Source organism: Dyadobacter endophyticus (assembly GCF_014641595.1).
Lineage (GTDB): Bacteria > Bacteroidota > Bacteroidia > Cytophagales > Spirosomataceae > Dyadobacter > Dyadobacter endophyticus.
Window position 1 is genome coordinate 703,613 of the sequence record NZ_BMIA01000001.1, and the last position, 15,261, is coordinate 718,873.

Below are 15,261 nucleotides of genomic sequence, written 5' to 3' on the forward strand. Positions count from 1 at the left end.
CCACTCATTCAAAATTAGAACTCATTCGATATGCAGGAATTGCTGCCGTACCTTTTCCTCTTCCAGGTCGAGCTGGGCAAGGTGCTGGCGGATGATCTCTTCTTCGTAAGCCTCTTTCTTGTTGAACTGGTGCAGAATATGCCGTTTATGTTCGAGAAGTTCTTTGGTTATTTCCTGGTAACGGCCAATGTAAGGGTGCCCGGCGTCGCTGACTTCCGAATCCCGGACGTGGTCAAGAAAACCGATGTCGCTTTCCAGCTTAAATTTCAGGCTCTGCAATAGTTCGTTCTCGTCTACTTCCCTAAGATATTTGGTATTGATCAGATCCAGCGAAGCCTTGGCGAGTTTCCGACGGATAATCACGTCTTGCTCCTGCGCGGACACTTCGTAATCCCGTTCCTCCACTTTTAACAACCTCACTAATGCGGGAAGTGTAAGGCCTTGGAAAACAAGCGTTACCAGGATGACGATGAATGTTATAAAAAGAATTATGTTCCGCTGCGGAAAGGGCTGGCCACTATCGAGCAAGATCGGTATCGACAAGGCGGATGCCAGCGAAACCACCCCGCGCATGCCGGCCCAGCCGAAAATCAGCGGCATCCGGTACCCCGGGCTGCTATCTGCGGTCGTGATGAAACGGCTTATAAATACCGTAAAAATGGATGCGCCCAGCGTACTGGCAATGCGGGTGATGATCACGACAGCCGAAATGATGAGCCCGTATTTGATCGCCTCGCCCAGCGAAGCTTCCCCGAAGCCCTGGATGATTACCGGCAGTTCGAGGCCGATGAGCATAAATACAATGCCGTTGAGTACAAATCCCACGGTCGACCACACATTAATGCCCTGAATGCGGCTCAAATGGCTGAGAATGCTGTGCTGGTTGCGTGAAAGGAACAGCCCGCCGGTAACCACGGCGATAACCCCAGAAAAATGAAATTCTTCCGCTGCGATATACATGGCATATGGCGCAACGAATGTCATGATCGTGTCGATGCTCGGCGTAGTAGGGAGCCAGCGGAGGATGGCGTAAAAAATGAGCGCGATGCCCAGGCCCACGGCAAAGCCCATGCCGATCACCAGAAAAAAGCTGCCGACCGCATCGGTCAGCACGAATCTGCCGGAGGCGACCGCTACCAATGCGAAACGGAAGACGATCAGAGACGAGGCGTCGTTCAGCAGGCTTTCACCTTCGGCGATGGCAATGAGACGTTTGGGCACTTTTACATTTTGCAAAATGGAAGTGGTGGCCACCGCATCGGGCGGCGAGATGATACCTCCCAGCAGAAAGCCCAGCGCGAGCGTAAACCCGGGTATGATTGCCTGCGATACGTAAGCGATCACGCAAGAGGTGAATATCACGATAATGAATGCGAATGACCCGATCACGCGCCGCCATTTCCAGAAATCTTTCCAGGATGTTTGCCAGGCGGCCTCGTACAATAGCGGCGGCAGGAATATCAGGAATATCAGCTGGGGATCGATTTCTACCGACGGCAGGCCGGGAACCAGGCTCAATGCGAGCCCGCCCAGTACGAGCACGATCGGGTAGGCGATTTTGATCCTTTGCGCCAGCATGACCAGGAACATGATCACCACTACCAGTGAGAGGTAAAGAATTATGGATTCGTGCATAAAATTCGTTCAGTGTCGGCTTATCGAACGTACAATTTAATACCGTTCGTCGATTTTAATACAATCTGCGGATGCATTCCCACGGTAGCCCCCGGCTCGCGCACGAAGTCGAAACGTTTTACCAAGGCGGCCAGCACGAGCTGCATTTCCATCAATGCAAACTGCTGTCCGATGCAGATACGCGGCCCGGCGCCAAATGGCAAATAGTTGAATTTTGCCCGGTTTTTAACGGTTTCCGCCTGAAAATTTTCGGGATTGAACGCGCCGGGGTTGTTCCAGAGGTTCGGGTTTCGGTGCAGCTCGAAAATCGACATGAATACCGAACTCCCTTTTGGAATACCATAACCTTCAATCTCCTGGTCTACGGTGCTTTCGCGCGTCATCGTCCATGCGGGTGGATACAGACGAAGGCCTTCCTCAATAACCTGCCGGGTATAGGGCATTTGAATGAGTTGTTCAAAACCGGGAACATTGTCAAATATTTCACTTTCTTTCCGGATCCGCGCCACGATATCCGGTTGCGCCGCGAGTTCCCAAAGCAGCCAGCTCAGGCCGGTTGCGGAGGTTTCGTGGCCTGCCGCAAACATGGTAATGGCCTCGTCACGGATTTGCTCGTCGTTCATTTGCTCGCCTGTTTCCTCGTCCTTGCTGTCGAGCAGGAGTTGAAGCAGGTCGTTGGGTGTCTCGCCGGAAAGCCTGCGTTTACCTATAAAATCATAAACAAGGCTATTGAAATAGGCCAGGTCGGATTTGAACCGCCGGTCCTCGCCGTTGATCGCCATCAGCGGCAGGCGGTAGGGCTTGCGTACGCGCGTAACGAGGTAGGTCTGTGTGCGGCTTACCTGCTGGTAAATCTGCTCCTTATCCTCGGTATTCATATTTCCGAACAGCGTTTTCAGGGCGATATCGGAGGTAATACCCATCATTTTAGCATCGATATCTACGGCCGGCTTCCCGCGAAATTGTTCCAGTTCTTCCAGAAAAGCAGCCGTTAGCTCGCCCATTGTGGCAAACAGCTCGTGCAGGCGCTCACGATGGAATGCGGGCTGTACCAGCCGCCTTTGTCTTAACCAGAAGTCCCCGTCGCTGATCACGAGCCCGTTACCCAGCACCGGCCGCAGCAGTTTTACTGAATTGCCTTTCTTGAAATTCTTATGGTGCTGTTGCAGCACGTGCCGGAAAAAGGCCGGGTCGCGCGTTACAATAAATTCTCTGAACAGGCGGATTTTGAAGGTATCGCCACATTGGTCGAAGCCCTGCCGGAGAAAACGGAGCGGGTCGCGTGCAAAGCGGATCGCGGATAGCAAGGGAATAGGGCCGATTTTGAATTCGGGAATGGGACGCATTGTGTAGCAAATATTGAGAATGACCGCAAATAAACCAATCCCTCGCAAAATGCAATGCATAAAAAAAGCCGCGCTTCATTCGAAAACGCGGCCCGGGGTGTGCATAGGTTTCATTTATTTTTTTCCGGCGAACGAACGCAGCATCCAGGTATTTTTTTCTTTGAACTGCATGAAACGGTTCACCATGTCGTTGGTGCCGTCGTCGCTTGCCTCTTCGGTGGCCGTAAGAAGCTCTCGTTCGAGGCTGATCAGCTTGCTGAAATCGTCGAGGACGGCATCTACCATGTCGAGGTCTTTCATACCGATCGTGTTGATCTCTTTGATCTCCGATTCGTTGATATAGTCTGCAAACCGGCTGTGCGGCGGCTTGCCCAGGGTCAATACACGTTCAGCAATCTCGTCGATCGTTTCCTGAGCATTGGTATACAATTCCTCAAACTTCACGTGCAGGGTAAAAAAGTTTTGCCCTTTGATGTTCCAGTGGCAGCCTCTCAGTTTTTGGTAATGAATGTGATAGTTGGCGAGGTAGTCATTCAGCAGATCCACAACGGGTTTCACGTCGGTTTCGCTCAGACTAATTGCTTTGGCATCCATAATAAATAAGATTGGGTTGACATTGTTTCATGTAAAAATGTCATCAAAATCATACCAACGGATCAGAAACGGTCAAGTACTGCGTTTAAAGTTGCGGATAATGCCCAATTGATGTCCGAAGGCTGGTTCTTGTTGTCGGAATACGGTTTTGAACGCTTGCGGGCATGATCCTTGAAGTACCTTTTTATACCCATTAATTACAGCAATTTATGTTCCTCAACAATTTGAAAACCATGAAAATGCAAGCCCTCCTGATAATCGGACTGGCTGTTTCGTTGCCTTCTTTCGCGCAGAACAAAGAAGAAGAAAAGATAAACGCCGCCACTGCGGTACTGAGCGATTTTAACGGAATGCAGATTCCCGTACAATTGCTGGAAGCCTCCAAGGGCATCATCATCATCCCGAGAATGATCAACGGCGGTCTGATCGTGGGCGGAAAGCATGGCAAGGGTCTTGCCATGATTAAACGGGAGAATGGCCAATGGAGTGACCCGGTATTTGTGACCATCACAGGCGGAAGCGTAGGTGCGCAGATAGGCGTGCAGGCGGTGGACCTGGTTCTGGTATTTAAAAGTGAGAAATCACTGATGAACATCGAAAAAGGCGACTATACCCTTGGCGGCGACGTGTCGGTAGCGGCCGGGCCGGTAAGCAAAAACGCCTCGGCCACCACCGACTATAAACTGGAAGCAGAGGTTTATTCCTACTCACGTGCCAAAGGCCTGTTCGCCGGCGTGACCGTAAACGGGGCAATGCTCGATGTCGATGTGCGGGCGAATACCGGTCTGTACGGCAGTAAAGCCAACGTCCAATCGATTTTTACGGAGTCAAACATTTCATCCAAAGCCGTGGATCAACTGCGCGAGGCGTTGGATGATTTCAATTAAAAATTGGTCATGCCATCCAGCGTCGTTTCCAAAATGATCTACAACGAGGAGACAGAAACATTGCGCATCGTGTATGTTTCGGGGATGGTATATGACTACAAAAACGTCCCCTGGGAAGTGTACCAGGCCATGAAGACCTCGGGCTCGAAGGGGACGTTTTTGAATAAACATATTAAGGGGAATTTTGAGTTTGAAAAAGTCGGTGATCAAATGAGTGAAGATTGAATGATTCCCGACTTTACAAAAAATGAGTGCTGCACGCATTGAAGGTGTGTTTGATTTTGCATTACTTTGCGATATTTCCGATTGGATATAACGGTATATCGAAAATATGCAGAGAATTCTTACTGCCATCATGTTTATATTGCCGGTAATGGGCCTGGCTCAAAATCAGCCCGACACACTCAAAGCGCGTGCGCTCGATGAAGTGGTGGTAACCGCCTCGCGGGTAATCGAAAGCATTCTGGTATCGCCGGTGAGCGTGCAGAAGGTGAGTGCGAAAGCAACTGCATTATCCCCGGCATTGTCGTTTTTTGACGGGCTGGAAAATGTGCAGGGTGTGCATATGATTACACCTTCGCTGGGTTTCAAGGTGCTGAATGCGAGAGGATTTTCGAATACGACCAACGTGCGTTTCGCGCAATTGACCGACGGGATGGACGTACAGTCGCCGCACATCGGCGGGGCTATCGGGAACTCGCTTGGGCCGACTGATCTTGACATTGCCAGTGTTGAGATACTTCCAGGCACCGCTTCGGCATTGTATGGCATGAATACCGTGAACGGCGTCGCGAATTTTTTTACCAAAAATCCCTTCAATTCCGAAGGACTTTCGGTGCAGCAGAAAACGGCCGTCAACCACTTGAACGACAGCCATCACAAGGCAAAGCCGTTTACAGAAACGACAATCCGTTTTGCCAAAATCATCGCCCCAAAATTTGCATTTAAAGTAAACGGCGCATTCACAAAAGGCTACGACTGGATCGCCTCCGATCAGACCGAGCTGAATGGTAATGCCAACAGCAGCACACAGCTTTTCGGTACGGATAATCCGGCCAGCGATCCCGTAAATAAATATGGCAATGAGAGTTCCAATCGGAAAACGATTACGCTGGGAGGCAAACGTTATGTGGTGAGCCGCACTGGTTACCAGGAGGCTGAGGTGGTGGACTATAACTTACAGAATATCAAAGGCGATGTGGGCCTTTACTATAAAGTGGCGCCTGGCGCCGTGCTGACCTATACTTATCATTTTGGCCTGCTGGACAATGTATACCAGCGCGCCAACCGGTTCCGCCTCGAAAATTACTTCGTGCAGCAGCACGGCATTCAGTACCAATCGGCTTCGGTGCAGGCCAGATTATATGTCAATTCCGAAAATACAGGCCGTTCCTACAACCTGCGCTCGATGGCCGAGAACATGGACCGCAGCTACAAGTCCGACAACGACTGGTACGCCGATTTTACCAAAGGCTTCAACAGCGCCATCACTGGCGGGGTCGCGGTGGCCGATGCGATGCGGCAAGCCCGCACAGCCGCCGATGCTGGCCGTTACCTGCCAGGCACCAGTGCTTTTAATGCCCAGTTACAGAAATTGCAGGACATCAATAACTGGGACGTGGGCGCCGCATTGCGCGTAAAAGCAGATTTTGTACATGCCGAAGCGCAGGTAAGCCTTACCGAAAAGTACCTCAAAGCCTGGAAAGACAAATACGAACTGGACATTCTTCTGGGGGCCGACCACCGGACCTACATCATCGTTCCGGACGGCAATTACTTCGTGAACCCGGAACCTGGAAAAGAAGGCAAGAACATTACCTATGGCAAAACCGGCGGATTCATTTCGCTGAATAAAGACCTGTTTCAGAAAAAACTGCGGTTGGGTATGATCCTGCGGGCAGATAAGAACGACTATTTCAAAACGACGTTCAACCCGAGGTTATCGGTTGTTTACAGTCCGGTACATGACCATAATATCCGCGTTTCGTTCCAGACGGGCTACCGCTTTCCGAGTATTTTTGAGGCTTACAGCAATGTCAACAGTGGAGGGGTGAAGCGGGTAGGGGGGCTGCCGGTGATGTCGCATGGCATTTTTGAGAATGCGTGGCTGGCCAATTCCATTACGAGCTTCCAGCAGGCTGTTTTGAATGATATCAACCAGAATGGCCTCACGCAGAACGCCGCGATCGAGAAAAATAAAGGTTTGCTCAAAAAAAACTCCTACACCTACTTGAAACCCGAGCACACCAAGACCTGGGAAGCTGGCTACAAGGGTCTTTTCATCGATAGGGCACTGTTTGTGAGTGCAGATCTGTATTTCAACCGGTACAGTAATTTCATCGCACAGACCAACATGAATGTACCGTTATCGACCGATGCAGCCGCTATTCCGCACGACCTCTACGACAAAGCCCGGCAGGCGCAATACCGGATGTACACCAATTCGCGCTCGGTGATTAACAATTACGGTTTCAGTGTAGGTTTGAACTATCAATTGGAGAAAAAATGGGTATTCGGCGCCAATACTACCTTTGCGAAACTGAAAAATGCTGAAAATCAGGACGGGTTGGAAGATGGTTTCAACACACCGAAATGGATCTGGAACGGCTCGGTATCCCGTACCAATATCGCCGGTAATCTGGATGCGACGGTGTCTTATAAATGGCAATCCGGATACTATTCGCAGACATTCCTCGTAACCGGCAACGTGCCATCATACAGCAGCCTCGACGCACAGGTAACCTACCGCGTTCCGGCGTTAAAAAGCCTGGTCAAAGTCGGCGCGAGTAACTTGCTCAATAAGTATTACGTATCCTTCCTCGGCGGGCCGTCGGTTGGGGGGATGTATTATGTGACGTTGGCGGTTAATGTGCAATGACATGTCACCCCGTGCGCTCAGGGTGACAACGGCGATCAAATATTACCCTTCCGCATTTGGCCAACCGCATAATCCGCTGCCCGTGCGGTCAGCGCCATGTAGGTCAGCGATGGGTTTTGTGTGGCGGTGGACGTCATACATGCGCCGTCGGTAACGAATACGTTCGGGACGTGGTGCATCTGGTTCCATTTGTTTAGCATGGAGGTTTTAGGATCCTTACCCATTCTTGCTCCGCCCATTTCGTGGTTTTCGCTGCCAGGGTTCCGGTGGGTATCCGAGGTTTTGATGTTTTTAAAACCGGCTTTATCAAGCATTTCGCTGAGTTCGGTGTAAAAATCCTTCACCATTTTCATGTCGTTGTCGTCGAACGAGACATTCATGCGTAGCTGCGGAATGCCCCAGTCATCTTTCAGGCTTTCGTGCAGCGCCACGAAATTGGTTTCTTTGGTCACCACCTCGCCCATCATTTGCGCACCAAGCGACCAGCCGCTTTCATCAGGTGCAAACAGGCTGGCTTTCAGCGATTCCCCGAGCCCGTCGTTGGCATTCCCGACTTTGGAAGCCGAAAAAGACGTAGCATACCCGCGCAGAAAGTCGGTTTCCTGCTTGAAAACATTGCGGAAGCGCGGAATGTAAGCGCCATTGGGTCGGCGGCCGTCAGTGGTGCTGTCGTGGTAGCCGTCGAAATCTGCCTGCACCCTGCCACGGTAGTTGTGAAAACCAATGAACTTGCCCAGCACTCCACTGTCGTTACCCAGCCCATTCGGGAAACGGCTCGATTTGGAATTGAGCAAAATTAGATTTGAATTAATGGCTGAGGCATTGATGAATATGATTTTGGCATAAAACTCTGTCATTTCCTTCGTCTGAGCATCCACCACGCGCACACCAGTGGCGCGCTTTTTCTTTTCATCGTAAATCACTGAATGCACCACTGAATGCGGCCGCAAGGTGAGATTACCCGTCTTTTCGGCCCAGGGTAATGTGGCCGCGTTGGTACTGAAATACCCGCCGAATGGGCAACCACGCTGGCACATGTTCCGGTGCTGGCATTTGGCGCGGCCCTGCTGGGTATGGATCGGCTGCGGATCGGTAATATGCGCGGCACGACCGATGATCACAGGACGCGTGCCTTTGTAATTTTTCGCGGTCTGGTCGCTGAAATGTTTTTCCACACAGCTCATTTCGTGGGGAGGCAGAAACTCACCGTCGGGCAATTGCGGCAAGCCGTCTTTGTTCCCCGAAATACCCGCGAACTTCTCCACGTAGCTGTACCATGGGGCAATATCCTTGTAACGGATCGGCCAGTCGGTGGCGAAACCGTCGCGCTCAGGGCCTTCGAAATCGTAATCCGACCACCGTTGCGTTTGCCGTGCCCACAAGAGCGACCGGCCTCCTACCTGGTAGCCGCGCATCCAGCTGAATGGCTGTTCCTGCACATAAGGATGCTCGTAATCCTTCACCACGAAATGCATGGCATCCTCCCTGAAAATGTAATGCTTGCTGGCCATAGGGCTTGCTTCGCGGACCGCTAGCGGTGGCAAACCCCGGTGCTCAAATTCCCAAGGCATCATATTCGTGGTGGGGTAATCTACAATATGCTTCACATCGCGCCCGCGTTCAAGCACGAGGGTTTTCAGACCTTTTTCGGTTAATTCCTTCGCTGCCCAGCCGCCGCTGATCCCGGTTCCCACGACAATCGCATCGTATGTCTGTGCCTTGGCAGCGTCAATATTGAAATAGCTCATGAGTGATATTTTAATGATAGATTTACCGAAACAGCCCCGGAAGTAGCTTGTCGTGCAGCAGCAATCGCCAGGTGCCCCAGTCGTGTGCGCCTTCGCCGCCGATGAAATAGTCGTGTTTAATGCCGGCCTTTTCCAAAGCTGCGTGTGTTGCGGCGGATCTTTTTCCTACGAAATCAAGCTCACCGCTGCCTAGCCCGACGAGTAGGTAATCTATCTTGTCTTTGATTTTAGGATCATTGAAAAAAGCAGGGTTCAATTTTTCGGGTTCAAGATCACCCGCACTCAATATGCCGAATGAACTGAACAAGTCTATCGCATTGAAACCCACCGCTTCCGCGTGTCTGCCGCCCATGGAAAGCCCCGAAATAGCCCGGCCTTTGCGGTCTTTGATAGTGCTATAATGGGCATCCACAAACGGTACGATCTGTTTGCGAAGTTCTTCTTCAAACAGTTTATAGGTCTTATCCAAATGTTTTGGGTCACTGCGGTGAATGACCTGGTTGTTGGGCATTGCGATGATCATGGGCACGATTTTTCCCTCTGCCAAGAGGTTGTCCGCGATGAAATTGGCCCGTCCGTCGAGCGTCCAGCCCGAAGCCAGCTCGCCGCTGCCGCCCAGCAGGTACAGTACCGGATATTTTTTCTTCGGGTCATAACCCGGCGGCGTGTACACAAACATTTCTCGTTCGCCATTCAGTACACCGGAATGGTAAATGTGCCTTGCAATGCTGCCATGAGGCACATTGCGTGCGTCGTAATACGCGGGCCCGCTTCCGTGTACAACGAGGTTGCTGTACCCTGGCTGGTTGGAAGCGCCTGTGAGTGTGTTATTTGGGTCGGCCACCGCCACCCCGTCGACCAGGAAACGGTACACATAAATATTGGGCGTCACCGGTGCGACAGTCAGCGTCCAAAGCCCTTCGCTGTCTTTTGTGAAAGGGATATTGGCTTTGCTTTTCAATGCCAGCAGGATTGGTCCGCCCGTCAGTTCCACCTTCTGTGCGTCCGGCGCTTTGATGCGGAAGGTGACCGTGTGGTCATCCCTCACCTCAGGCGAGATCACATTACCGCCATAAGGCACAAGCTGCTCAGTGTTTTTCTGCGGCGCCCAGTCGAGGTTGACGTTGGCCTGCTGGGCTGTTACGAGCATGGGCGTCAGCAGCAGGGATGTGATAATGTATTGTTTTAAGGGCTTCATCGGTAAAATGCATTTCGAGAACAAAGACGAGGAAATGGGTTGGATACTCTACCGGAAGGGGGATGATTTTCCGGTTGTCTATTCAAAAGTACCGATTGAGCATCGTATATAGCAGAGCGGTTGCGATGGATGTAATATGCCTGAGAGCAGGCTACTCCTCACGCCAGAATGTCTTTCACCAGTTTGCCATGAACATCTGTCAGCCGGAAGCGCCTTCCCTGGAATTTGTAGGTCAGGCGCTCATGGTCGACGCCCATCAGATGCATCAGGGTGGCGTGGAAGTCGTGGACGTGAACAGGGTCTTTGATGATATTGTAGCTAAAATCGTCGGTTTCGCCGTAACTGATCCCGGATTTGACTCCCGCACCGGCCATCCACATCGTGAAGCAGCGCGGGTGATGGTCGCGGCCGTAGTCGGTGGCGCTGAGCTTGCCTTGTGAATACACGGTGCGGCCGAACTCTCCGCCCCATATCACCAGCGTGTCATCGAGCAGGCCGCGGCGTTTCAGGTCCATGATCAATGCGCCGGTAGCCTGGTCGGTCGCTTTGCACTGCTGGGCGATGGCTTTCGGGAGCCCGCCATGCTGGTCCCAGCCCTGGTGGTAAAGTTGTACGAATTTGACATCCTTTTCCAGCAACTTACGGGCCAGGAGGCAGTTGGCTGCATAGGTGCCCGGGTCGCGGCTGTCGGGGCCGTAGAGTTCGAAAACCTCATCGGGCTCCTCAGAAGTATCCATTACATCCGGCACGGACGTCTGCATCCGGAACGCCATTTCATATTGTGCAATGCGGTTATTGATCTCCGGATCACCATAAGCATCGTTTTGCAGCTGGTTGAGCCTGGAAAGGTAGTCGAGCATTTCCTTTCGGTCATGGCCGTCGTAACCCTCTGGATTGTTCAAAAAAAGCACCGGATCTTTGCCGGAACGGAACTGTACGCCCTGGTGCCGCGATTCCAGAAACCCGTTTCCCCACAAACGCGCGTAAAGCGGCTGGTCTTTCGGCGCATTTTTAGAAACCAAAACAATGAATGTCGGCAGGTTATTATTGTCGGTACCAAGCCCGTAACTTACCCAAGAGCCAATCGAGGGCCTGCCGGGAAGCTGGTTGCCGGTTTGGAAGAAAGTGATAGCCGGATCGTGGTTGATGGCCTCTGAATAAATGGATCTGACAATGCAAAGGTCGTCGACCACCTTGGCCGTGTAGGGTAGCAGCTCGCTTACCCAGGTTTGGGTTTTGCCATGCTGGTTGAAGCCGTAAACAGAAGGCGCCATGGGCAGTACGCTCTGGCTGGCGCTCATACCCGTGAGCCGTTGGCCCTTGCGCACAGAGTCAGGCAGGTTTTGCCCCGCCATTTGAACCAGTTTTGGTTTATAATCAAATGTTTCGAACTGAGAAGGTCCACCGGCCATAAACAAATACACCACGCGCTTGGCTTTGGGTGCGATATGCGGCAATGCTTTCAGAATCTCGGATTCCAGGTCCCCGGCGGACATTGCACCGGCCGATTGCGACGTAGCCTGGCGTGCGGCCGAGCCATAAAGCTTGTCAAGCCCGAAAAGAGATCCCACGGCCAATGCGCCCAGCCCGAGCGATGTCTGGGTCAGGAAGCGGCGGCGGTCCAGTTTACGGTGCAGTTCGTTGAACTCGGGTGTATGCAGGCGAAATTCTTCGTCGTGATGATGGTGCTGCATGGTTATCTTTTGGTTAAGCAGGCGTCGGAATTGAGAATGGTGCTGGCAACCACGCTGTTTGCGGCGAGCAATGCCGGATCGAGCGTTTTGTCGGTGACATGCTGACCCGAATGCAACCAGCCAGCTGCCTTTTTCGGGTCTTTCCTGAATTTATCTTCCTCCACTTTTCGCAGTGCGAGCAGCAGGTCGACTTCCTTCACGGGCGGTTTACGGCCGGTGAGCTTGCGATAGGCGGTTGTGATGGATTGGCGTGCGTCGGAAATACGTGCCATTTGCTCGCCCATTACCCGCATCGCTTCCACGAATGTCGGGTCGTTGAGCGTTACCAGCGCTTGCAATGGAGTATTCGTTTTTTGCCGGCGCACGACGCAAAAGCTCCGCGAGGTGGCATCGAACGTGGCCAATGTGGGGTTAGGGACCGAGCGTTTTACGATCACATACAAGCTGCGGCGGTAAACGGCATTGCCGGAATCGGGGGTGTAAGTAGTGTTGTTGATCGACCATAATCCCTCCGGTTGATAAGGCTTTACGCTCTCCCCGCCGATTTTGGCATTTATCAATCCGCTCGCCATCAATGCATTGTCGCGGATCATCTCGGCCGACATTCTGTTCGCAGGCCCGCGCGCGTACAAGCGGTTCTCGGGGTCGCGCTCGCGTATGTCTCTGCTTGTGCGCGAATCCTGACGATAGGTGGCCGACATAACGATCAGCTTGTTGAGTTTTTTGATATCCCAGCCCGAATCGCGGAAGGTAACCGCCAGCCAGTCGAGTAGTTCCGGGTGAGTCGGCATCTCACCCTGGTTACCGAAGTCCTCGGTAGTTTTGACAAGGCCTGTTCCGAAGAAATTCTGCCAGTAGCGGTTCACGGCCACTCGTGCCGTCAGGGGGTTGTTGGCGTGGGTGAGCCATTGTGCCAGCCCATAACGGTTTTTGGGGAAATTTTTTGGATATTCCAAGATCGAAGCAGGTGTGGACGGAAACACTTTTTCGCCCGGCGCATCATAATTCCCACGTAGTAATATGTGCGCCTGCTTGGGTTTGGGCATTTCCTGCATCACCATCAGCTCGCGGACAGGTTCGGTAGAATCCGAAAGCTGCGTGCGTGCGTCACGCAGGGTCGTACGCGCTTTTGTCATAGCCGGATCGACTGCGGAGATGTAGTAGTCCTTCAATGCCAACATCTCGGCTGCACTCATTGCCGCCGCGTTTTTAGAGGCGACTGCCGACCATGCCGATTTACGGGCGAGAATACGCGTTTCAAAGGGCGTTAGTTCGCGGTTGTAGACGGTAATGTCATCGACTTGCGCGTTTTTTAACCCAAATCCCCTCCACCACGCACCGATTTGCAAGCCTGGCTGTACCGCCGATCTGAACAAAATATCCCTGGTTAGTTGATCCATTGTCGTTTCCATTGCGGCCTCCTGTCCATTGAGATACAATCTGAAACCCGCCGCTTTGGAAGAACCGTCATAGGTAATGGTCAGCTGCACCCATTGATCTTTCGGAATTGGCTGTTTGCTGATCCTTGTCAATGCGTCGGACGGCGCGGTGTGCGCCATGTTCAGTTCGAGGCGGTCGTTTTTGAGGTATAAATGATAGCCGCGGAAATTGTAAAGTCGCTCAGCCTGGCTTTTGTGCAGGATCACACCTTCTTTCAGTTCTTTGGGAATGTTTACCCAAATCCCGACGCTGAACGGTTCCGATTTGCGGAACACGCCGTTTTGCCCCAGGTCGAGGTAAACGTCGCCGTCGAGCCGCAGCGCTTTGCCGTCAGATTTAGCGGTAAATACGGGATCACCGCCAGGAGATCCGGCCTCCCGTTTCATAACGCCGCTCTCTTTGGTATGGGCCGCATTGCGCAGGGTGCCGTTTTCAAACGAATAATAAGCTTGCAAACCTGCGTTTGGGAGCTGTTCTTTGGCCAAATTGCGGTATCCACCCGTATTGAGCCATTGTTGAAACCCGGCCTCTGCATTGCGCTTGCTGGTTGCGAGCTGCTGTTCCCTGGTTTTGATCGTGGTTTGAATAAATCGCAGCGTCTGTTCCTGTGTGGCGGTCGGCAGGAGCATGGTCGGCGTCGGTAGCGCATCGTCCCAGGATATCTGACCTGCTTCTTTTACATTATTGAAGAAGCTGAACAGTTCGTAATAGTTCTTTTGCGAAATAGGGTCGTATTTATGATCATGGCATTTGGCGCAGCCTACCGAAAGACCCAGAAATGCGTCGCCAAAGGTGTTGGTGCGGTCGACCACGTATTCGGTCTGGAACTCTTCCTCGATAATACCGCCTTCCATATTCTGCTGGTGGTTGCGATTGAAGGCGGTTGCAATCCGCATTTCTTTCGTTGGATTCGGCATAAGGTCACCGGCCAGCTGCCATTGTATGAACTGGTCGTAATGCATGTTTTTATTGAATGCTTTGATCACCCAGTCGCGGTAAGGCGACATGTCCCGTAGCCTGTCGACTGTATATCCGTGCGAATCGGCGAAACGTGCCAGATCGAGCCAATCGACCGCCATTTTCTCACCATAATGCGGCGAAGCCAACAGTCTGTCTACCTGTTTTTCATAAGCATTTGCCGAATTATCTTTTAAAAATGCATCCGTTTCGGCCATTGTCGGTGGCAGGCCGGTCAGGTCAAGGGAAACCCGGCGGAGCAATATTTCCTTTTCAGCCTGCGCCGAAGGTTGCAGTTTTTCTTCTTCCAGTTTTTTAAATACAAAATGATCGATCGGGTTAACCGCCAGATTGTCGTGCTGCGTTTCTGGGATTTCGGGCATTTCAGGTTTTACAAATGCCCAGTGCGGTTTATACTCGGCACCTTCGTCGATCCATTTGATCAGAATCGCTTTTTCACGCGCAGAAAGGATCAGGTGCGATGCAGGTGTGGGCATAACATAATCCGGGTCGGCGGATACGATACGATGGAAGAATTCGCTATCGGTCAGGTCGCCGGGATCGATCGCCGTCCGCCCTGAATTTTTGGAGACTTTATGGAATGCAGATTCGGCCATGTCCAGGCGCAGGCCGCCTTTTTGTTTGGCCTTGTCGGGCCCGTGGCATGCAAAACATTTGTCGGAAAGTACGGGTTTTACATGCTGGTTGTAATCCAGCTTATCGGGCAGCTCCTTCATGGCAACCTCCACATCCTCGGGCAACTCGGGCGCACATGCGTAAAAATGCCCGGTCAGCAACATCCACAGAAAGAAAACTTTAATATGTTTCATGCCATCCAAATTAAACCCATATCGTGGTTTGAGCGCTGCTTTTTAATGACGTAA

The 15,261-nt window shown here is 52.0% G+C and carries 10 protein-coding genes; 3 read left to right on the forward strand and 7 right to left on the reverse strand.

The features are described from left to right. Positions 1-21: 21 nt before the first annotated feature. The 3 genes from IEY24_RS02925 to IEY24_RS02935 form a co-directional block, all read right to left on the reverse strand. Positions 22-1,635, reverse strand: a complete 1,614-nt coding sequence (locus IEY24_RS02925; protein ID WP_188928473.1) for a Na+/H+ antiporter — start codon at positions 1,633-1,635, stop codon at positions 22-24. 20 nt (positions 1,636-1,655) lie between these two features. Continuing rightward, entirely contained in the window at positions 1,656-2,981 is a 1,326-nt protein-coding gene (locus IEY24_RS02930) for a cytochrome P450 (protein WP_188928475.1), read from the reverse strand. A 114-nt stretch (positions 2,982-3,095) separates the two neighbouring features. Continuing rightward, positions 3,096-3,575, reverse strand: a complete 480-nt coding sequence (locus IEY24_RS02935) for a Dps family protein (protein ID WP_188928477.1) — start codon at positions 3,573-3,575, stop codon at positions 3,096-3,098. A gap of 233 nt (positions 3,576-3,808) precedes the next feature. On the opposite strand from IEY24_RS02935, the gene IEY24_RS02940 reads away from it, so the two are divergent. The 3 genes from IEY24_RS02940 (at position 3,809) to IEY24_RS02950 (ending at position 7,340) form a co-directional block, all read left to right on the forward strand. Beyond that, entirely contained in the window at positions 3,809-4,462 is a 654-nt protein-coding gene (locus IEY24_RS02940; RefSeq protein ID WP_229221246.1) for a lipid-binding SYLF domain-containing protein, read from the forward strand. A 9-nt stretch (positions 4,463-4,471) separates the two neighbouring features. Continuing rightward, positions 4,472-4,687, forward strand: coding sequence for a KTSC domain-containing protein (locus tag IEY24_RS02945; protein ID WP_188928481.1), 216 nt, complete (start codon positions 4,472-4,474; stop codon positions 4,685-4,687). Positions 4,688-4,793: 106 nt separating this feature from the next. Continuing rightward, positions 4,794-7,340, forward strand: a complete 2,547-nt coding sequence (locus IEY24_RS02950; RefSeq protein ID WP_188928483.1) for a TonB-dependent receptor — start codon at positions 4,794-4,796, stop codon at positions 7,338-7,340. Between the two features lie 35 nt (positions 7,341-7,375). Here the strand turns inward: IEY24_RS02950 and IEY24_RS02955 are convergent, their stop codons facing one another. The 4 genes from IEY24_RS02955 to IEY24_RS02970 all read right to left on the reverse strand — a co-directional run bounded on the left by IEY24_RS02955 (position 7,376) and on the right by IEY24_RS02970 (position 15,207). After that, the gene (locus IEY24_RS02955) at positions 7,376-9,088 is read right to left on the reverse strand and encodes a GMC oxidoreductase (protein ID WP_188928485.1); all 1,713 of its coding nucleotides are present in this window, start codon (positions 9,086-9,088) and stop codon (positions 7,376-7,378) included. 22 nt (positions 9,089-9,110) lie between these two features. Beyond that, a complete protein-coding gene (locus IEY24_RS02960) occupies positions 9,111-10,286 on the reverse strand; it encodes an esterase (protein WP_188928487.1) in 1,176 nt (391 codons plus the stop codon). A gap of 158 nt (positions 10,287-10,444) precedes the next feature. Continuing rightward, positions 10,445-11,980, reverse strand: coding sequence for a DUF1501 domain-containing protein (locus tag IEY24_RS02965; protein WP_188928489.1), 1,536 nt, complete (start codon positions 11,978-11,980; stop codon positions 10,445-10,447). Between the two features lie 2 nt (positions 11,981-11,982). Continuing rightward, entirely contained in the window at positions 11,983-15,207 is a 3,225-nt protein-coding gene (locus IEY24_RS02970) for a DUF1553 domain-containing protein (RefSeq protein ID WP_188928491.1), read from the reverse strand. Between the last annotated feature and the right edge of the window lie 54 nt (positions 15,208-15,261).